16 protein-coding genes are annotated in these 19,688 nt (G+C 39.0%); 9 read left to right on the top strand and 7 right to left on the bottom strand.

Features of this window, described 5'->3' with window-relative positions; genetic code table 11:
• Positions 1-188 precede the first annotated feature (188 nt).
• Both ABEG20_RS06670 and ABEG20_RS06675 read left to right on the top strand, forming a co-directional pair.
• Positions 189-1,796 (top strand): DUF6377 domain-containing protein, encoded by a 1,608-nt coding sequence (locus ABEG20_RS06670; RefSeq protein ID WP_406826603.1) that lies wholly within the window; start codon positions 189-191, stop codon positions 1,794-1,796.
• A 59-nt stretch (positions 1,797-1,855) separates the two neighbouring features.
• Positions 1,856-2,089 (top strand): hypothetical protein, encoded by a 234-nt coding sequence (locus ABEG20_RS06675; protein WP_406826604.1) that lies wholly within the window; start codon positions 1,856-1,858, stop codon positions 2,087-2,089.
• 42 nt (positions 2,090-2,131) lie between these two features.
• Here the strand turns inward: ABEG20_RS06675 and ABEG20_RS06680 are convergent, their stop codons facing one another.
• Positions 2,132-2,320 carry a hypothetical protein gene (locus ABEG20_RS06680; protein ID WP_406826605.1) on the bottom strand — a complete coding sequence of 63 codons (189 nt, stop codon included), beginning with the start codon at positions 2,318-2,320 and terminating at the stop codon, positions 2,132-2,134.
• A gap of 259 nt (positions 2,321-2,579) precedes the next feature.
• Here ABEG20_RS06680 and ABEG20_RS06685 point away from each other — a divergent pair, with 259 nt between their 5' ends.
• From ABEG20_RS06685 to ABEG20_RS06700, 4 genes are all read left to right on the top strand, one after another.
• The gene (locus tag ABEG20_RS06685) at positions 2,580-3,182 is read left to right on the top strand and encodes a DNA alkylation repair protein (RefSeq protein WP_406826606.1); all 603 of its coding nucleotides are present in this window, start codon (positions 2,580-2,582) and stop codon (positions 3,180-3,182) included.
• 215 nt (positions 3,183-3,397) lie between these two features.
• The gene (locus ABEG20_RS06690; RefSeq protein WP_406826607.1) at positions 3,398-4,096 is read left to right on the top strand and encodes a DUF1826 domain-containing protein; all 699 of its coding nucleotides are present in this window, start codon (positions 3,398-3,400) and stop codon (positions 4,094-4,096) included.
• Positions 4,097-4,220: 124 nt separating this feature from the next.
• On the top strand, positions 4,221-4,937 hold the full coding sequence (locus ABEG20_RS06695) for a DUF92 domain-containing protein (RefSeq protein ID WP_406826608.1): 717 nt from the start codon (positions 4,221-4,223) through the stop codon (positions 4,935-4,937).
• Positions 4,938-5,167: 230 nt separating this feature from the next.
• Positions 5,168-5,554 (top strand): hypothetical protein, encoded by a 387-nt coding sequence (locus ABEG20_RS06700; protein ID WP_406826609.1) that lies wholly within the window; start codon positions 5,168-5,170, stop codon positions 5,552-5,554.
• Between the two features lie 398 nt (positions 5,555-5,952).
• On the opposite strand, the gene ABEG20_RS06705 is transcribed toward ABEG20_RS06700, so the two are convergent.
• From ABEG20_RS06705 to ABEG20_RS06715, 3 genes are all read right to left on the bottom strand, one after another.
• The gene (locus ABEG20_RS06705) at positions 5,953-6,675 is read right to left on the bottom strand and encodes a phosphonatase-like hydrolase (RefSeq protein WP_406826610.1); all 723 of its coding nucleotides are present in this window, start codon (positions 6,673-6,675) and stop codon (positions 5,953-5,955) included.
• 479 nt (positions 6,676-7,154) lie between these two features.
• Entirely contained in the window at positions 7,155-7,388 is a 234-nt protein-coding gene (locus ABEG20_RS06710; RefSeq protein WP_406826611.1) for a hypothetical protein, read from the bottom strand.
• Positions 7,389-7,550: 162 nt separating this feature from the next.
• Positions 7,551-8,009 (bottom strand): MaoC family dehydratase, encoded by a 459-nt coding sequence (locus ABEG20_RS06715; protein ID WP_406826612.1) that lies wholly within the window; start codon positions 8,007-8,009, stop codon positions 7,551-7,553.
• A gap of 536 nt (positions 8,010-8,545) precedes the next feature.
• On the opposite strand from ABEG20_RS06715, the gene ABEG20_RS06720 reads away from it, so the two are divergent.
• From ABEG20_RS06720 to ABEG20_RS06730, 3 genes are all read left to right on the top strand, one after another.
• Positions 8,546-11,002 (top strand): TonB-dependent receptor, encoded by a 2,457-nt coding sequence (locus ABEG20_RS06720; protein ID WP_406826613.1) that lies wholly within the window; start codon positions 8,546-8,548, stop codon positions 11,000-11,002.
• Between the two features lie 1,058 nt (positions 11,003-12,060).
• Positions 12,061-12,501 (top strand): PaaI family thioesterase, encoded by a 441-nt coding sequence (locus ABEG20_RS06725; protein ID WP_406826614.1) that lies wholly within the window; start codon positions 12,061-12,063, stop codon positions 12,499-12,501.
• A 100-nt stretch (positions 12,502-12,601) separates the two neighbouring features.
• A complete protein-coding gene (locus ABEG20_RS06730) occupies positions 12,602-12,841 on the top strand; it encodes a hypothetical protein (RefSeq protein WP_406826615.1) in 240 nt (79 codons plus the stop codon).
• A gap of 270 nt (positions 12,842-13,111) precedes the next feature.
• Here the strand turns inward: ABEG20_RS06730 and ABEG20_RS06735 are convergent, their stop codons facing one another.
• The 3 genes from ABEG20_RS06735 to yidC all read right to left on the bottom strand — a co-directional run bounded on the left by ABEG20_RS06735 (position 13,112) and on the right by yidC (position 19,668).
• Positions 13,112-14,383 carry a nucleoside recognition domain-containing protein gene (locus tag ABEG20_RS06735; protein WP_406826616.1) on the bottom strand — a complete coding sequence of 424 codons (1,272 nt, stop codon included), beginning with the start codon at positions 14,381-14,383 and terminating at the stop codon, positions 13,112-13,114.
• A gap of 308 nt (positions 14,384-14,691) precedes the next feature.
• On the bottom strand, positions 14,692-17,544 hold the full coding sequence (locus ABEG20_RS06740) for a prolyl oligopeptidase family serine peptidase (RefSeq protein ID WP_406826617.1): 2,853 nt from the start codon (positions 17,542-17,544) through the stop codon (positions 14,692-14,694).
• Positions 17,545-17,874: 330 nt separating this feature from the next.
• Complete coding sequence (gene yidC / locus ABEG20_RS06745; protein ID WP_406826618.1) at positions 17,875-19,668, bottom strand: membrane protein insertase YidC; 1,794 nt, start codon at positions 19,666-19,668, stop codon at positions 17,875-17,877.
• Positions 19,669-19,688: the final 20 nt, after the last annotated feature.

A 19,688-nucleotide genomic window follows, 5' to 3' on the forward strand; every position in this document is an offset into this window, starting at 1 on the left:
TGTAAATTACTGTTAATTAGTTTGTTATTTGTTGTTTGCGCTTTCAAAATCAAAACCTTTTTTGATGTTTTAAGCCTATGGAAAACCTTATCTCTGGTTTTGAGACCTGATATTGGAACGGCAATATCAGCTTAAATCATAATTTATTGTATGTTTAGGTCACGAGCCTCAGGCCGACAGCATTATTGATGATCAAGAAAATTTTTGCAATTATTATTGCGCTCTTTTACATGTTTCCCGTTGGTGCGCAAACTTCGAAAGCAGACAGTTTATGGAAAATACTAAGACGGGAACTTTTGACAGAAAATAATTATATCCGTCAAAAAGAACAAAAGATCGGGAAACTGCGTCAGCAGCTTTTGACTGTACCGGCTGACCAGCATCTCGAGCGCTACAAATTGTTGTCTCGGTTATTCAGCGAATACAGTGCTTTCCGTTTCGACTCTGCCGTTACCAATGCCAATAAGTTGATTGCCCTTTCCAAACAATTGAAGGGTAAGCCATACCTCATCCAAAGCCAGATGGGCCTGACTACCGTTTTGGTAAAGTCGGGCTTTTACAAGGAGGCTTTTGAAACCATTTCGGAAATCGATACCATTGGGCTCTCGGGCAAATTACGTTACGACTACCTGAATCTGCGCGGAATGCTTTTTGATGAAATCGGGGCTTACAATAACGATGCCTTCTATGCCACGGGCTACCGGAAAGCTGCCCGGAAAGAATTTGAAAAGGCGGGTAGTCTGATAGACCCTGGCGAACTTGAAAAAAACATTAACCTGGCTTTCCTAAACGGTTCCGGGCAAAGTAAGCAACCAGATGCCGTATTTTATTATCATTATCTGCTGAACCATGATCTGTCTGAACACCAGGTTGCAATCATCGCTACCAGGATCAGTCATGCTTATTCAGGTGAGGATAAATTGATGTTGCTTACGCTTGCAGCCATTAACGATATCCGGTCGGCAACAAAGGAAACTTTTGCCATATTTTTACTGGGGCAGGAACTGTTTAAAATGAACCGGAATGACGATGCTTATGTGTGTATGCAGGAGGCGCTGGGTAATGCTGCTTTTTATGGCACCAGAAACAGAGCGGCACAGATCGAGTCGGTATTGCCGCTCATTGCAAGCAGGTTAATAGAAGAAAAACAGCACGAAAAGGAGATGCTTTGGATTGGTATTGTGCTATTTGTTTTGGTGGCGATTGTACTGCTTTTCCAGCTGGTGCTTTTCCGCAAACAGATGATCCGTATCGAACAGAATGATCTGATTATTACAGAGAAAAACACAGAACTTGAAGATGTGAATGGTAAACTTTGGGAATCTTCACGGATCAAGGAAGAATTGATTGGCTTATTTTTTAAAACCTGTTCATCCTACATCGAAATGCTTGATAAAGTGAAACGTAAAGCGCAGCACAATATTAAATTGGGAAAATATCAGGATGCTACCCAGGTGCTCGGAAATGTGCACATCCAAAAAGAGAAAATCCAGTTGTTTAGTACACTGGATAGTGTTTTTCTGACGCTTTTTCCCAATTTCGTTTCCTCGTTTAATGCACTTTTAAAAGCCGGGGAACAGATTGAATTAAAGGAAGGAGAAATGCTCACCGCCTCGCTTCGTATTTTTGCGCTTATCCGTTTAGGCGTTACTGATACCGAAACCATTGCCCGCATATTGGATTATACTGTAAATACGGTTTATACTTACAAAGCACGTATGAAGGCAAAAGCACTGGTACCTCCGGAGCAGTTTGAACAAAAGATTATGGAAATTAAATTCACAGATGAACGCTAGCGCAGTATATTTATTAACCTTCCAATGCATTTGAAAGGCTGGGATCCGATATTGATCGGATGACGATTTCTCGAGGGGTGTTAACTAATAAAATTTCTGTCGCTGATTATTTTAAAACCTTTGCGATTTGCGATGGTTTTATAATAGACAGTAAATTAAAAATCACTATGGAAAAAAAAGCAACCAAATCACAGGCGTCTAAGGAGATGCGTGATCCAAAATCATCGAAAGAAGAAAAATCGCAAGCGGCCAAGACTTTAAGTGGCACGGCAAAAAAAACAACAAAAAAATAAAAAGGGCGCGTTTAGCGCCCTTTTTATTTCGTGCAGGAATACTTAATTATATTGAGTTCTGCCTACCCGCGATATTTTTCCATCCAGGTTTGGGTTTGGAAAATCCGGATAATAAACCAGGGTTACCTTGCAGCCATTTTGGTTGTAAAACACGCAAGGGGCAGCACCGATCTGAAAACTGGGTATTACCACTTTTGTACCCGCCGGCAGTGTCCCGGTAACCGTAATCATAGCATAATCATCGTTGATATTTACACCTGATTTATCTGCAATTCACAATTTTTTTTTTGAAATTGGCCCAACCAGCGCAACCGAGCTGATTAATTCCTACAGACAATTTGCTTAAATTGATGTCCAACATTTAAAGCATTGTCATGGAAGGTTGTATATTTATCGCACAAGCGATCGGACTGCCAGCACCGGTTAAAAATCTTGGATGCGCCAGTTCAAAGTTTAAAACAGTAATGATTTGAATAAACTTACCGTTAAGATGATACCAGCAATTATAGACCACATCAAACAAATTGAACATGGCTTTAAGCATATCATAGCAGCCGGCGATCAAATTCTGGCAGACCAGAAAGAGCAGCATTTTGATCTTGCGCTAAAGTTTCTTGCTGATAACAGTTACCAGGTAAGGATGCTGGCTACCTATATTTTAGGCGCGCTTTCGCCAACCCATCCGGAAGCACTTCAGCTATTGGCTACACGCGTTGCGCATGATGAAAACTGGCGGGTGCAGGAAATGCTGGCAAAAGCTTTTGACCAATATTGCAAAGTTACGGGTTATGGGGAAAGTCTTCCAGTTATTAGAAAATGGCTTTCAGATCCCCATCCGAATGTGAAAAGAGCCGTAACAGAAGGGCTTCGCATCTGGACGGACCGCCCTTATTTTAAAGATCATCCGCATGTTGCCATTACGCTGATCAGTGCAAATAAATCAGATGACAGCGAATACCTGAGGAAATCGGTTGGCAATGCCCTTCGCGATATTGGCAGGAAACATAGGCAGGCAGTGCTGGATGAGGTTTTGAAATGGGATTTGACCGATCCAAAAACTGCATTTACCCATCAGCTGGCCATGGGAAAATAAAATTAAAAAACTGATAAAAACTGATTGTGTGGATTTGGCTTTAATCTTCTACCCACAATCTATCAATTATTAATATTCAACAATATTCACCACTTTAATAATGCGTTGTTCAATGAAGTTTAGCTACTGCTCCCTAAAATATGTTTATTTTGAACTACCCATCAACCTAATTCTTATTTTTGCGGCAAAGGATAACCTAATGGTTATATGATAAAATGGATAACAAATTTTCTGATCATACACAGGTTGCGGTAGTCTCTACTTTTTCTGCGCTGATGGATACCGTTTTTAAAGACAATATAAATGCAGCTTGCTGGCAGAGAGCATTGTTGGGAGATTTTAAGGAAATTGTATCTAAACTCCAATTAAAAGCTAACCTGACGGATATTTCCATGGAAAATCTTCAGGCACTCGAGCTTTCAGAAAAAGGGCATATGGCGAGAGCGGTTATCCTGAGCGATTTTCAGCTATTAACAGCTGCCGGTGCATCACCATCGCTGAATTTAATTAAAAGTTACGAACGGGATGAAGAATTCGATTTCATTTCAACAGATGTATATTCTTTCCACGTAGACCGATCGCCCATTGGTACCGATACTTTTTTATGTACCTATTATGGCGCTGTTAGTGAAATCTTAGCCAATCACCACGCTGAACAAAAAGTGCATGTACCGGAAATCCGTCAGCAGCTTAAAGAATTGTATCCTGCAACAGAAGAGGAATTTGAAAGTTTTTTGTCGGAGCATTATTTCGATCTGCATTATCAGGCTAAACCAGGTGCAACACCTGTAAAACTGGGACTGGGGCATTTGTGGAGGCTGGCCGTAGATCATCCCGATCAACAGTGTTTACCCTGTATCCATCGTGCACCCCTTGAAAAAGAAGGGGAGTACAGGTTGTTGCTCATCTGCTAATGGTTTCGGTTAAGTTTTTTGATGCGATGCAGGGGATAAATGGCTATTTATTTCCACTACCATTTAACGTCAAAAATCTGAACCTGGATGTTATTCGTCCCCATCATTACAATATATTTGCCATATGTTTAATAGCGTTATCTTCTTGCCTATCATCATTGCGGCTGGTATGGCTTACAGTATCCTGGCCAAAAAGCTAACTGTGCTTGCTGCTTTTACCGGGGCCATATTGGCCTGTTCCATTTATTTTGCAGCTGCTTATACAGGTGTTGCGATGATGAGCATATTTTTTATTCTGGGTGCTGCAGCTACTTCGTGGCAGCGGCATAAAAAGCAGGATGCTGCCACGATAGCAGAAAATAAAAATGGCCGTACGGCAATGCAGGTACTGGCTAATGCCGGGGCTGCAGGTATTGCGGCTGTGGTGATTTTATTTTATCCTCCGCTTACTTATTTAATGCTTTTGGCCATGGCGGCTGCTTTTGCTTCTGCTACAGCAGATACCCTGTCGTCAGAGTTGGGAATGGTTTATGGAAGGCGTTTCTTTAATATCATTTCTTTCAAGCCAGACCGCTGTGGCATGGATGGCGTAATCAGCCTGGAAGGAATGTTGATCGGCATTTTAGGAAGCAGTATCATCGCTGTTATTTATGCGCTGGGATATGAATGGAACATGGATTTTTGCTTTATTGTGATTGCAGGTACCATAGGTAACCTGGTAGATTCTGTACTGGGTGCCGTATTGGAGCGTAAAGGCATCATCGGTAATAATCTGGTTAATTTTTTAAATACATTAACCGCTATGCTGGTGATTTTGGTGATGGAGATTGTTTTTGTTTAGAAACAGTTAAAATCCAAAACGATACGCTATAGAATCAACACAGCTGTTATTATACAACTCATTCATCATTCCCCAATTGAAATAATGCAATCCCTATAAATAGCGGGGTATTTATACCTTTATCCCCTGATTTTTTAATCCTTCATTTATCATGATCAAATATATTTTTAGCCTATTTATAACAAGCTTTTTTTGCGATATTTATTGTATTGTTTAGTTCTGATAAGATCATGAAAAAAATCATTTTTGTTTCAATGCTGGCAGCCTGTGGATTTTCAGGTTACGGGCAAACCTATCAACCAATTACCAGCAAGAATAAAACCTACCTGGAAACGCTGAAAGGAGTGAGTTACACTTATAAACAGGGCGTTGTTACCCTGAAGAATAATGGTAGGTATGCTTTAGGTACAGTGAGTATCACGGCCTCATCAAAAGTAGATAGCACCCTGTTTGGGATTGCTTTATTTGAGGATGGTATTGATAAAGGAGAAACCGCCAAATCTGAAGTTTACTTTACGACCGGCCGGGGAAAGAAAGTACACGAAGTGCCTTTAAAGCAGGTTGACCAAAAAAAACTGGTGTTATCTTTTGATAAAGCAACAAGAGCTGTAAAATAACCGGTTTGCAGTTTTAAAATTATTGATTTTCCTTAAACGCCTTGTAGATCAGAATGAAATTAACAAAGCAATACTGATGCTGCAAAAAAAAATAAGCCCGACATCTGTACCGGTCATGATTAAGTTGGCAATAACAGATGATAAATATTTAACACTAGATTAATAATCGATATTTAGCTTTGCGATATAAATATTTGGTTAGTATTTATAAGTTTAGGTTAGTTGATAAAAAAGCCCAGGTGGATATCTGGGCTTTTGATGTTTAACGCTGTGTAATAGAAAATAGGTCCGTTTGGATGTGATGAGGTACAAAGGCTCGATTGCTTTAGCCTCAGGGAAAGATAATGAATATAAAAAGTAACCTAATGCCTTTACAGGTTAATATCAAGATCAGAAGGTTATTCACCCGCAACGGCGTCCTGAACTTTCTGTGAGCTCCTATTTTTTATCAGGGGCAGCACATCCATTAAATGATCTATTACCGCATCTGGTTTAGCAGCTTCTAATTGTTTCCTTGTATGTGCTCCTGTGGTGATACCAATGCTAAGGCGGCAACCTGCATTTTTTCCTTCTTCAATATCAATGCCTGAATCTCCAATTTTAACAACTGATTGACCATCGGTAATACCATGCTGTTTCATGGCCAATAAAACCATATCTGGCTCAGGCCTGTTCCGTTTAACCTCCGAAGCCGTAATCATGGTATCGAAGTCGGCACCAGCTTTCCAGCCAAGCTTCTTCAAAATAGCTTCTGCAGTTGCCCTATCGTACCCCGTGTTAAGTATCGAAATGATGTCTTCTTTCCTGAGGATTTCAAAAAGTTCGATTGCACCCGGTTGCGGTAGAATTTCTTCAGTTTGATAGGCCTCACTCAATTTCTCAATAAATTCTTGATAAATAGTCAAAACCATTTCTTCGTCAAAAGAACCTTCATAGGTTTGAAGTACAGCCCTGATGGCCTCTTTTTTCTCTTTTCCTGCAGCAATGGCCAATATCTGATCAAGCGTAATGCAAAAACCAGCAACATGTATAGCATTCATTAGCGTTTTATAAACCAGGTTGTTTTCGTTCACGGTTGTGCCGGCCATATCCAGTACGACCATTTTTATTTTAGGATACATTTGCTTTCTGTTAAATTAGATCAATAATTTTTAAATGATTATACAAATATACTGATAGTTAGTATTTATAAACAAATGTTTAGTTATACTTAATATTTTGATTAACATTTGTTTACATTTGCTAAATACAAAAGTTACTTCCGGCTTGGTTTTTATGGATTGATTTTAAGGTTGATAGCTATAATATTTTGAGCTAAATCTAAGATTGGTATTCGATCTGTATGATAATCTGTTGGTTTCCGGTTTTCGGTACCTGTTAACATCAATTTAAACATCGAAAAGTTGAAATTTCCAGTGCACACTACCTTGAGAATGTGCAGTTGAAGTATCAGATATTTAGATGGGGGAGAAACTGAAACTCAGGGAATGAATTGCCAGGGAAGGTTACGGGCATAAGTAACATGATTTGAGCCGGGCTAAATCTCTATTCAGGGCTTAAAATTAATGACAATAATAATTGAAGAACTGGCCGCTCTAATTTATTTCACACCAGTTACCATATAAACACTTTGGCCAACGGCACCTTCATAACCAAATACTAATTTATATTCGTAAAAATTTTCGATTTCACTTTTAAAAGAATCAAAGGAAGGCGTTTCTTTTGATGCATATCTCGGATCCCATTGAAATTTGCTTCCAATTTTTAAGGTGGCTTTATTACCGTTATTCGCGTGGTTAATAATTAACTGGCTAGGTGTGATGATGTTGTCCATATCTCAAATTTTATGATCTTATCTACAAAAATTAACGCATAGCCAGCAGATTTGTTTTCAAACTAATGTAACAATCAGGAAACCATATCGGTGTATACGCTTTAAATCAACAGAAAAATAAAATGTAGGTATATCATCTGCCAGGTCACCTCGCCTTAATATTTATATAAAATGATATAAGAATACCACATCGCCTACATAAGCTGGCTTAGGCTGGTCTTTAATGACCAGCGTAGCCTGAATAGTTACTTTGGTTATTCCCCTCAAATTGCTGATAAACATTAATTTAGCTTTTAATTGTACTTCATTATTTACTAAGACAGCCTGGCCAAATTTAAAGCGTTCGATACCATAATTAATTTCCATTTTTATATTGCGCACGTCGGCAATCTGCTTCCATAAATAAGGGATTAAGGATAAGGTTAAGTAGCCATGTGCAATTGTTGCCTTAAATGGTCCTTCATTTTTAGCCTTCTCCGGATCGGTGTGTATCCATTGATGATCCAAAGTGGCATCGGCAAATTTATTAATCTGTTCCTGGTCTATAGTGTGCCATTGCGAAATGCCTAGTTCTTGACCTAGATATGATTCGTACTCTTCGAAGTTATTGATCACCAACATTTATTCTGATTATAAGATTAGTATTTTTTAAAATTCCTAAGGCACAACAATCTTTAGGTATTATAGTTTCATTTAATTTATGCGACCAATGATAGTCATAATAACCGTGTTAATGACGATGTACAGACAAAAAAATTCAGTAAGCTTTTTAATATTTTTAGCTTATCAAAAAACTAGGTCTGCAGGTTATTTATAATCAGTTAGATAGGGATAGGTAGCAAGGTCAGTATAATCCTAATATTTTAACCAAATTATGGATAAATAGGTACAATATAATCAACAACAAGCTTAATTGGATAGGATTATAGTGTGATATCAGCTTAAATTTAGGAACAAAGTAGCCAGGGTGTGTATTCAAAGCACAAGTTATGCTGTGGTAATGTCTAATACATTAAGACTTGCGCCACAGTAGTTTTACTTAGGAGATGCTTTCCATTTTGATGTGGTTTAAATATTATCTAAATATTTTATTTGATATATTTAAATTAAAATTTAGATTTGTCTAAAATTATATTTAGACAAATCAATTTCTGATCATGAAATTCTTATCCATTTATTGTTGCTGTTTTTTTATATCGCTGAATGCAATTGCTCAAAAGGTAATCATTAAAGGCGTAATCACTTCAAAGACCGAACCGCTGGAAAATATCAACATTAAAGTTTGGGGAACTAAAATTTCAACAAAATCCAGCAAGGCAGGTACTTATCAGTTAGCTGGAGTTCCTCTCGGAAATTGTGAACTCGTTTTTTCGGGCATTGGTTATCAATCCAAAAAAGTTAGTGTAGCATTAAAAGGAGATACGGTTCTGGTTGATGCTGAAATGCTAAGCTTAGCTTCAGACTTGAATGATGTGGTGATTACCGGGGTAAACCGGGCCACGCAGTTACGTAAGAGCCCGGTGCCCATTGCCGTACTTTCAAAAAAAACGATGGATCAAAATGTAAATACCAACTTAATAGAAGCCATTGTGAAAGGAGTGCCAGGTATTACCGCAGTTACCACTGGTCCGAATGTTTCTAAACCCTTTATAAGGGGCTTAGGGTACAACCGGGTGTTAACTTTGTACGATGGATTAAGGCAGGAGGGGCAGCAATGGGGCGATGAACATGGAATTGAGGTAGATGAATATGCCATAACCAGGGCCGAGGTTGTAAAAGGTCCGGCCAGTTTAACCTATGGCTCTGACGCTTTAGCAGGTGTAATTAATATGATACCCTACACACCATATTTTGAAAATGGTAAGTTAAAAGGTGATTTTACCGCAAATTACCAGAGCAATAATGGGATGATCGGTTCCTCGATCGGATTGGCTTACATTAAAAATGATTGGAAGTATACCTTCAGGGCAACGGGTAAAACAGCCCATAATTACCGGAATAAAATTGATGGGTGGGTTTATGGAACCGCTTTTAGAGAATACAATTTATCAGCCAGTGCCAGATTAGATAAAACCTGGGGTTTTTCTAAAACAGCCCTTACGTATTATGATAATTTAATGGAAATTCCCGACGGCAGTAGAGATTCCTTATCAAGAAGATTTACCAGGCAGGTTTTGGATAATGGAGACGATATTAAAAACAGGCCACTTGTACCGGAAAGCGATCTGCGAACCTATGCCATTAACCCCTTGCACCAACATATTCAACACTACCGGTTTTACAATACCAGTCAGTTTAAATTCGGAACAAGCGATTTAAATGTATTAATTGGCGGGCAACAGAGTGTAAGGAGGGAATATAATCATCCTACATGGCCTGCTCAGGCAGGGCTTTATGTGGTGCTAAACACCTTTAATTACGATTTTAAATACAACCTGCCCGATTTTGCAGGTTTAGAAAGTACGGTTGGGCTTAACGGTATGTACCAGGCAAACAGGAGTAAAGCAGCTACCGATTTTCCCATTCCGGATTACGACCTCTTTGATGTGGGGGCATTTTACTTCGCAAAAAAATCAATGGGTAAGGTAGATATTTCCGGTGGGATCAGAATCGACAGAAGAAACATCAAGTGGGATAATTTTTTTGTGGGTATCAATCCGCAAACGGGTTTTGATAAACAGGTGAGCGCAAACGATCCTACAGGTAAATTGCAGTTTCCATCATTTCATAAAAATTATTATGGTTTATCTGGTAGTTTGGGCTTAACCTATAATATTTCAGAAAGATTTTTGATCAAAGCCAATATTGCAAGAGGTTACAGGGCTCCGAATATTACAGAAATCGGTTCTAACGGACTAGACCCGGGTGCACACATTGTATATTTGGGTAACAGGACATTTAAACCAGAGTTTAACCTTCAGCAGGACATTGGCATTATGGCATATTTAAAAGATGCCGATATAAGTATAGAGCTGTTTAACAATAACATCCAAAACTACATTTATCAATCGCGCTTAACCGATGCCAATGGGAATCCGGTGGTTATTGTTCCCGGAAACCTCACCTACCAGTACCAACAATCAAAAGCCAGGTTATATGGTGCAGAAATTTCTATCAATTTGCATCCCAGGGCTTTAAGATGGTTAAGTTTCAATAATAGCCTGGCCTATACCGTAGGATTGAACCGAAACCGGGAGCTATTGGATCAGCATGATAACGATGCCAGGTACCTGCCTTTTATTCCGCCTTTGCAGGTGAGAACGGAAATCAAAGCAACGGCGCAAAAACCTATCGGTATTTTTGATCAGCCTTATGTTAAAATCGACGCAGCCTTTTTCGCCGATCAGAACAAATTTTATGCGCTAGATAATACGGAAAGCTTTACAGCAGGTTATACCTTAATCAACGGAGGAGTAGGATCAGCGCTAAAAACAAAAAAAGGGAGAACCATCTGTGATATTTTTCTTCAGGCCGATAATATTTTCAATATTGCTTATCAGTCTAATTTAAACAGGTTAAAGTATTTCGAATATTATAACCAATCGCCCAACGGCCGGTCAGGGATTTACAATATGGGTAGAAATTTGAGTTTTAAAGTGATTGTTCCGATTTAAGAACGAAAAATAAGGGTCGTTAGTGCCTCATTCCTTTAGTTTTCATTTAAGCAATCACTTTAGACTTCTGATGAAACATGTAAATAGCCGAATCAGTGCTGATGGTTTTTGGAAATGAACATACGGTGGTTCTTGGCGGATTATCGCCCTGCTTTACGCTTTAATCCGTTGCACTTCGTGTTCGCTCCAATCAGGTTTAGAAACAGGGGTTTGTGCACCCTGCAACCCCACAAATGAAATACAGTTTTGGCTATTTAGCCCCGGTTGCAGCGTTACCCTGCAGCAACGAGGTACGAGGCAGCGAAGCTTATAAGCGGAAAACGGGCGGGAACTTTGTTTTTTTACTGGCCCTGCGCTTTAAATAATTAAATGTATTCGTCAAGGTTTTTGGAAATGGGCGTACAGTGATTCTTGGAGGGCGCTAGTCCTGCTTTCGCTTATAGTCCTTGCTACGCTCCGGGCTGTTCCGTTCAATCAGGTTTAGAAACAGGGGTTTGTGCTCCCCGCAACCCCACAAATGAAATACAGTTCTGGCCATTTAGCCCCGGTTGCAGCGTTACCCTGCAGCAACGAGGCACGAGGCAGCGAAGCGTATAAGCGAAAAACGGGAGGGGGCTTTGTTTTTTTTTACTGGCCCTGCGCTTTAAATAATTAAATGTATTCGTCAAGGTTTTTGGAAATGGGCGTATAGTGGTCCTAGGCTGTCGCTAGTCCTGCTTTCGCTTATAGTCCTTGCTACGCTCCGGGCTATTTCGCTCAACCGGGTTTAGAAACAAGGGGTTGCGCATGCTGCAGCCCTAAAAATGAAAAAATACTTTTGCCAAAAAACAATTATTTTACCATATAAGAGATTGTAGTAAATATAAGCTTATATGCTTCTTATATTTCTTATATGGTTAAATCATCAAATCAGGTTTAGAAACAAAGGTTTGTGCTCCGAATGCTTAAAAAATAATCACTCATCTAAATACTCACATCATAGTGATTAACCCTTCATCAATAGAGTCTTCGTCATTTTTCCTATCTTTACCTAATCAGCAACTATTAAATACATAGCTATGGAAGCCTCTTTGAGCGAGCAGCGACTAAATTTTTTAAGACAATCGATTGGTAAAGTGATTACTGATTCGCCTTCTAACTTTATGAACTGGCTGGCACCGGTTTTAGTCGAAGCAGCGCATGGAAAACTGGTGTGCCGCTATACTATCCGTAAAGAAATGACCAATCCATATCAGATTTTGCACGGCGGCGTAACGGCTGGCATTATTGACGACCTGATCGGTGCAACGGTTTTTACGATGGGCTTAAATGAAAGATATACTACGGTAAATAATTACATCGATTATTTTGCTACAGCAAGTGAAGGCGACGAAATTGTGGCAGAAACCTCAATTGTGAAAAGAGGGCGCACGATTTTGAATCTGCAATGTGAAATATCTTTGCCGTCGAAAAAACGCCTGATTGCCAAAGGTTATTCGAACATGTTAAACATAGGTTAAATTAAAGCACAACGCTTAAGAATAACTTGTTAATTACTTCATATTAACAAAACATTCTCATTTATATATTGTTGTAAATTAACCTAAAATATAATGAGCCATGTTAGAAAATTATTCCACCCTGCAATTTGACGTGAGAGGCAAAATTTTTAAGGGATTTTGCATGCGTATTCAAGATGATTTTCACGAAACCTATGCTGTAGTTTTAGATGGTTACCATTCTTTCTGTATCTGGTTAGATAATAAGACAGAAAAATGGTGTGCTTCTAAAAATGCGGTAATTGATCCAGATGCGATTGATGAAATCATCAATAGAATATCACCCCAGACTTCTTACTAATACCGCATCATCATGATGATGAAAGTATAAGTCCCGTCATTAACTTGAAGGATATTAAAATCCCTGTTAGCGTTTATCTCTGGCAGGGATTTTTGGTATCTGCTCAACTGTTTTTTATTGTCATTCTGAATGCAATGAAGAATCTTTAAGATAAGAAAGATCTAAAAAATTCAGCCGATCAATAAGTTTGATTATGATTGATGTACCAATGCCCGACAAACCATTAACTAATAAACCATTGACTAATGAACTAGTGACCAATAAACCAAACTACGCAAAAAACATATAACTGAGCGCAATTGCCGTACATACGCCAACTAAATCAGCCAGTAACATCGAGCCGATGGCATAACGCGTATTTTTTATCCCAACAGCACCAAAGTAAACTGCAACCACGTAAAAAGTAGTATCAGAAGCGCCTTGAAAAACCCCAGAAAGTTTGCTGGCAAATGAATCAGGTCCGTTTGCTATCATGGTGCTTACCATCATCCCACGGGCCGCACCACCACTCAGAGGCCTGATTAAGGCTGTGGGTAATGCATCAACAAATTTGGTGTCGGCGCCGAAAAATATAAACATGTTTTTGATCCCGCTCATGATCACATCAAAAGTTCCGCTGGTTCTCAGCATGCTTACCGCAACTAAAATACCCACCAGATAGGGGATAATTTTTAATGCAGTTTCGAATCCGCCCTTAGCGCCATCAATAAAGGCATCAAAAACATCTATTTTTTTATACAATGCACCCAATACAATCAATAAAAAGATCAATAAAATGATTCCACCGCTTAGTAAGCCAGAAAATGATTTGATACTTTCTGCATTTAGTTTGCTCACATACCAAACCAGTAAACCCACTACAGCCGAAATACAGAGTACCCAGGTAATGATAACAGGTTGCAGTAAATTTATCTTTTGTTTGAAGGATACAATAAGCATGGCGGCCATGGTACCTACAAAAGTTACAATTAAACAGGGGATAAAAACATCGGTCGGATCTTGAGCATTCTGAGATGACCTGATGGCAATTACACTCACCGGAATTAAACATAAACCGGCAGCATGCAGGCATAAAAACATAATCTGCGAATTGCTGGCCACATCTTTATTGGGGTTTAGCTCTTGCAAACTTTCCATCGCTTTGATCCCAAATGGCGTGGCCGCATTATCCAGACCTAATAAATTTGCAGAGAAATTCATGATCATATGCCCCATAGAAGGGTGTCCCTTCGGAATTTCGGGAAAAAGTTTAGAAAAGAAAGGGCCTATAATCCTGGATAATAAACGGATACCGCCTGCTTTTTCTGCAATGCTCATTAAGCCCATAAATAAAGCCAATGTTCCCACCAATTTAATACAAAGGTCAACCGCAATCCAGCAGGTTTCGATAATACCATCTAATTTTAAAGGATTTAAAGGATCGGATGATTTACCGATCACCATCCAGTTAAAGATATCGCTGTGTCCGAAAAAGAAACATTTAATACTGGCTACCACAATAGCTACAATAATAAATGCCGACCAGATTCTGCTTAATGCCATTAGGGTTGTGTAGTTTATTTTATGCGTGAAAATAGTTTTTTTAAGCCGAATTTCATAAGAATCATTGTTCTATTTACGATCGTCATGCTGAACTTGTTTCAGCATCTTTTTTGCTGAACAGACCCTGAAATAAATTACCTTCGGTGAGCTCGCTAAAGCTCGGTTCAGGGCAACGATTACACGTCAGAAGATACCAAAGGAAAGCTTTAGCATTCGGAGTATATAACTCATCAATAAAAAGTCCATAGCTAATAGCAAGCACTATCAAACTATGGACTAAAGACTTCAGACTCCCGACTTCGGACTGCCTAAGGCTTATCATCTGTTAATTCAAAACCCCAGGTTTTTCCTTTTTCAGTAGCCGGAATTCCGCTTGTCATCCAGGCCGGAGCTTTTGCGCCCTTTAAATAATAATCGAAAAATTGTTGTTCACGGATTTGAATATCCTTACGGTTCTGGCGTTGAACCAGGTTGTGCGCTTCACCATTATAGTTTAGCATCCAAACCGGTTTGCCCAAACGGCGTAGTGCGGTAAACATTTCAATACCCTGGTACCAGGGCACTGCGCCGTCTGCATCGTTAGCCATAATCACCACTGGCGTATTTACCTTCGGAAGCATAAATAGCGGAGAGTTTTCAATATATAATTCTGGTTTTTCCCAAAGTGTTGCACCAATGCGGCTTTGTGTTTTCTCGTACTGGAACTGGCGGTTCATACCGGTTTCCCAACGGATCCCACCATAAGCAGAAGTCATGTTAACTACTGGTGCACCCGCCCAGGCAGCAGCATACATATTATTTTGGGTAATAAGGTATGCCACCTGGTAACCGCCCCAGCTTTGACCTTGAATACCAATTTTATTACCATCTACCCAACTATTTTTCTTCAGGCTTTCTACACCTGAATTGATATATTCAACTGCCGATTTTCCCGGATGTCCCGTTTCGTAGCTAATATCTGGTACAAACACCAGGTAGCCATTACTGACGAAGTAGGAAATATTTAATCGGGACGGAGTAGGGGCAGGCGGCTGATAGGTGTATAAACCATCCGTTAGTTTTTCGTAGAAATAAGCAATCATGGGATATTTCTTATTTGGATCGAAATTTTCTGGTTTGTATAGAATACCTTCAGCCTGAAAACCTTTTGGCGTAGTCCACTTCACCAATTCTGCTGTACCCCAATTGTAGTTTTTTTGTTGCGGGTTGGTGTTGCTTAATTTGGTTTCAGTTTTGAAATCGGTAGTGATGTAAACATTTGGTGATTCTACATAACTGGCTTTATCATAGATATATATATCTGCATCTTTAGCTTTTGTGAGGCCGGAATACTTAAATTTTGCCATTACCACTAGCTCAGGCGCTTTAGCAGAACCTACATTGGTCCGGTAAAAACCATTTTCTTTGGTCAGATTATTAAATGCGGATAACCAAACCAACTCGTTGGCTTTGACAAATTTATTGGTATTTCTTTCTATTCTGCCTGGCTGTACGTTTTCGTAACGGAAAGTAATGTGATTGGCTCTTCCAAAACCGGCAGTTATATTTTTTGGTGCCGATTTTCCGTCTGGTGAAAACGACCAAATGTCGTATTTATCGTTAATTAGCACCGCTTTATCACCCTCGGTCCAGGTGGCTAAACCATAAGCAGAAGGTAAATCAGGTACATCGTTTTCTTCATCGACAAATTTTTCAGTTAAACCAGCAGTTAAAACGGTAACCTTTCCGGAGGTTATGTTATAGGTATTCCAGCTGCCCGATTTTCTGTCGAAATATAGAATGTAATTTCCTGCTGGCGAAGCCATGGCATAGCCATTAAGGTTTTCGATAATCTTCTTTTTCTGGCCCGTTTTGGTGTCAACCAGGAAGTAATCTTTTGAAGTTGAACCGCTCCATTGCGATTCTATCCGCCGTCCGTAATCAGTAGAAGCCAAAACCTGTGCGGCATCACCTTCAGCGATGATATTGGCATCAGGTAATTTGGTATCTGTTAATGGGATTACCTTTGGATCGCTACTGTAAACGTCAATTACCGACAAATAACTTTTTTTACTGTCTCTTTCAGCATTTTTAAGCTGCATAGGCTGCAAATAATCATCTTTATAATTCCAGACATCAACTTTAGCCACTTCAAAATCTACTATCGTGGTATCTTTTGGCTTTTTGATAGGGGAGATGCCGAAAAATAACTTTTTACCATCTTTACTAAAATTAATTTTACCATCACCGTTAACCGACCATTTGTCGGGTAATCCCGGCATATCAAAATCAACCAGAATCTGTGCGGTATCAATCGTTAAAGAGTTATAATAGATATTGTAATTTTTTATTTCCTGTTTTTCCGGACTCTGTTCACCTACAAAAGCTACATGTTCGCTTTCCTCGTCAAAAGTAAAGTTTTTGAAACTTCCCTTGCCTTTAATCAATGTTTTTAAGGTGCCTTTTTCCGTATGGAGTAAGAATACCCCCTGTGGAGCTGTTTTGTCTTTTTTAGATCCACTGCAGGTAAAAACCAACTGTTTCCCATCCTTGCTGAAATAATAATCAGTAACGAATTTGAAGGTCTTATCTGTTCCTGTTAAGAGGTTTTTGACTACAAGGTCCGTGCCTTCCTCTGTTTTAGCTTTTCCGGTAGGTTCATCGTCAGCAAAATCAGTTTCACCATCTTTTTTTTCAGCCGGTTTCATGGTTTTATGTGCGGTATCTGGCTTTTCTGTTAAATAGGCCAATACACCAGCGCCTTCTTCCGGAAACTTGAAAGATTTTACCCTTGCCACCTTGGTCACCGCGTTACTTGTAAGGTTGGCAATCCCCAATGAATCCTTTGGTAATTCATCAGGCTTTTTCTTTTTTAACTTAGCCTGGCGCAAATCTTTATTTAGCGGACGGATGTTAAAAACCGCGAATTTAGAATCATTACTAAATTGCGCATTCATCCCTCTCGGTACATTAATCCTGGTATTTGTTTTAACATTCGTAAGGTACAATTGCGCATCGCCTTCTTGTTGTAAGATGCTGTACATTGCCCATTGCCCATTATTTGATAATTGCTTCGATCCTACTGATTCCCAGGTATCGTAAACCGAATGATCTAAAGGCTTCTTTTGTGCGTAGGCAAAGCTGATAACAAAAAACAGAATAACAGTTAGTCTCTTTTGCATTTTAAATTAATTAATTTGTTGGTTGAGATTTAATCTTCTAAAATTGGAAATTTTTGGCTTATTCAGAAACTTGTATGCCAAATATTACAATAAAAAAGCGTTTTTGGAGAGGCTGAATGGAATTGGTTTGGAGAGGCAGACTCCTGATGGCTGAAGTTTAAGCGGTGTAAGGCCAAACGCTTTACACTTAGCCTCATATGTTTAACTATCTCCGTGGTTTGTGTCCTTGCAGATCATAAATAAATTTAATTCAACTATAAAGATTCTGGTCAAAACCAAAAACCCCCGATTACATGGCAATCGGGGGTTTTCATATCATTCAAGGCTAAATTACTTTTTAGCTTGTTGTTGCTGACGCATATAGTCATCTAAACGTTGTTGAAATTTAGATTTTTTCTTTTTCTCATCAGCCGGTCTGGCTTTATTCTGCTGAATTAAAGCATGGATTTTTTCATCGTCAACCATTTTACGGATCAGGAACTGTTGTCCGAAAGTCATCAGGTTGGCTAAGAAATAGTAATAGTTTAATCCGGCAGGGTAGCTGTTCAATACCCCTAAGAAAATGATCGGCATAATGTAACCGATGTATTTCATCTGACCGGTAGCACCAGAAACCTGGTTGTTGAAATAAGTCATGATCAGTGTTGATATCGTCATCAATACACACATTAAACTTAAGTGATCGCCAATGAAAGGGATTTTTACGCCAAATTTGATGAACTCATCATAGGTTGACAGATCTTTCATCCAAAGAAAACTCTCTCCGCGTAACTCAAACAAGTTCGGGAAGAAGAAAAAGAATGCCATTACCAAAGGCAACTGTAACACCATGGGTAAACATCCACCCAGCGGGTTTACGCCAGCCTTTTTATATAATTTTAGATACTCCTGTTGAACCAGTGTTGGATTATCTTCGCCTACTTTAGCTTTAATTTCGTCCATTTCAGGTTTCAACACGCGCATTTTGGCCATTGACAGGTACGATTTGTAAGTAAGCGGCGATAAAGCAACTTTTAACAAAATGGTTAATACCAAAATGATTAAACCGTAATTCCAGCCAAAGCTGTTTAAGAAATTAAATACAGGTAACACAATAAAGCGGTTAATGTATTTTAAAGGCCAGTAGCCCATATCAACCTGTTGCTCTAAGTCGTAACCTTGTGCTTTTAAGGTAGAGAATTTGTTGGTACCAAAATAAAATTCCATTTCATAAACCTGGTTGGCGCTATGTGCATATGGCAATTGCATATTGGCATCATAAAACTTCACCTCGCCAGGAGTTGTTGGGATTTTAACTTCTAAACTTCCTTTGTCGAAAGCCTGTTTCGAGATTAAAGAAGCCGAGAAAAAGTGTTGTTTGAAAGAGAACCATTGGATTTTACCTTTTGATAACTCTTCTTTTTCATCTTTAGAAACGCTTAAATGGTTTACATCACCATCTAAATATTTATAGTATGGTGCAGAGTAACGGTGTTCACTTTCAATCGATTTTTCTTGTTGTAATAAAGTTGTCTGCCAGTTTAAACCGATGCTGTTGCCTGCAATTACCTGCTGTAAGCCCACTAAATTAATGTTGAAAGTTACTTTATTACTTAATGCTTTTAAATCGTAAACATATTCTACGTAAGCATTAGCACCATAATTGGCCCGCATAGTAACGGTATTGCCAGTTTTGGTAGGTGTAAAGTATAAATCGTTAGTATTAATTACTTTACCGGCAGCATTCAGGTTTAAGCCAAATTTATTCTCGTTACCTTTAAATAAAATAAGTGGTTTACCGGTAAAGGTTTTCTGCCCTTTAACTTCAACTGAAGTAATTTTACCGCCCTTATTGCTTAAAGTGATTAATAAATTTTCGTTTTCCAGAACTGTGTTAGCTTCAGTGCCGCTTATGGCCGTACCAAAAGGACCTTTTAAGGCTGCAGAATCTACAGCCGGATTAGCGATTGCAGCTGTTTTGGTGGTATCTTTTTGTGCAGGTGTAATACCGGCTTTTTTCAAAGAATCTAAACGCTCTGTTTCTTTGGCTTTTTTTATTTCGGCCTCATTTGGCTTCAGAAAGTAGAATGATCCTGCCAAAATGATCATAATCAGGAACAGTCCTGTAAAGGTATTTCTATCCATTATTTATGTATGTACTGCTT

This window comes from Pedobacter sp. KACC 23697, assembly GCF_045348445.1.
GTDB lineage: Bacteria > Bacteroidota > Bacteroidia > Sphingobacteriales > Sphingobacteriaceae > Pedobacter.

What these genes read in the sequence shown, in the direction of transcription:
- ABEG20_RS06720 (WP_406826613.1), top strand. Translation starts at nt 8,546, where the DNA reads ATGAAATTCTTATCCATTTATTGTTGCTGTTTTTTTATATCGCTGAAT.
- yidC (WP_406826618.1), bottom strand. Translation starts at nt 19,668, where the DNA reads ATGGATAGAAATACCTTTACAGGACTGTTCCTGATTATGATCATTTTG.
- ABEG20_RS06740 (WP_406826617.1), bottom strand. Translation starts at nt 17,544, where the DNA reads ATGCAAAAGAGACTAACTGTTATTCTGTTTTTTGTTATCAGCTTTGCC.
- ABEG20_RS06725 (WP_406826614.1), top strand. Translation starts at nt 12,061, where the DNA reads ATGGAAGCCTCTTTGAGCGAGCAGCGACTAAATTTTTTAAGACAATCG.
- ABEG20_RS06680 (WP_406826605.1), bottom strand. Translation starts at nt 2,320, where the DNA reads ATGATTACGGTTACCGGGACACTGCCGGCGGGTACAAAAGTGGTAATA.
- ABEG20_RS06690 (WP_406826607.1), top strand. Translation starts at nt 3,398, where the DNA reads ATGGATAACAAATTTTCTGATCATACACAGGTTGCGGTAGTCTCTACT.
- ABEG20_RS06705 (WP_406826610.1), bottom strand. Translation starts at nt 6,675, where the DNA reads ATGTATCCTAAAATAAAAATGGTCGTACTGGATATGGCCGGCACAACC.
- ABEG20_RS06685 (WP_406826606.1), top strand. Translation starts at nt 2,580, where the DNA reads ATGATACCAGCAATTATAGACCACATCAAACAAATTGAACATGGCTTT.
- ABEG20_RS06715 (WP_406826612.1), bottom strand. Translation starts at nt 8,009, where the DNA reads ATGTTGGTGATCAATAACTTCGAAGAGTACGAATCATATCTAGGTCAA.
- ABEG20_RS06695 (WP_406826608.1), top strand. Translation starts at nt 4,221, where the DNA reads ATGTTTAATAGCGTTATCTTCTTGCCTATCATCATTGCGGCTGGTATG.
- ABEG20_RS06710 (WP_406826611.1), bottom strand. Translation starts at nt 7,388, where the DNA reads ATGGACAACATCATCACACCTAGCCAGTTAATTATTAACCACGCGAAT.
- ABEG20_RS06735 (WP_406826616.1), bottom strand. Translation starts at nt 14,383, where the DNA reads ATGGCATTAAGCAGAATCTGGTCGGCATTTATTATTGTAGCTATTGTG.
- ABEG20_RS06675 (WP_406826604.1), top strand. Translation starts at nt 1,856, where the DNA reads ATGACGATTTCTCGAGGGGTGTTAACTAATAAAATTTCTGTCGCTGAT.
- ABEG20_RS06670 (WP_406826603.1), top strand. Translation starts at nt 189, where the DNA reads ATGATCAAGAAAATTTTTGCAATTATTATTGCGCTCTTTTACATGTTT.
- ABEG20_RS06700 (WP_406826609.1), top strand. Translation starts at nt 5,168, where the DNA reads ATGAAAAAAATCATTTTTGTTTCAATGCTGGCAGCCTGTGGATTTTCA.
- ABEG20_RS06730 (WP_406826615.1), top strand. Translation starts at nt 12,602, where the DNA reads ATGTTAGAAAATTATTCCACCCTGCAATTTGACGTGAGAGGCAAAATT.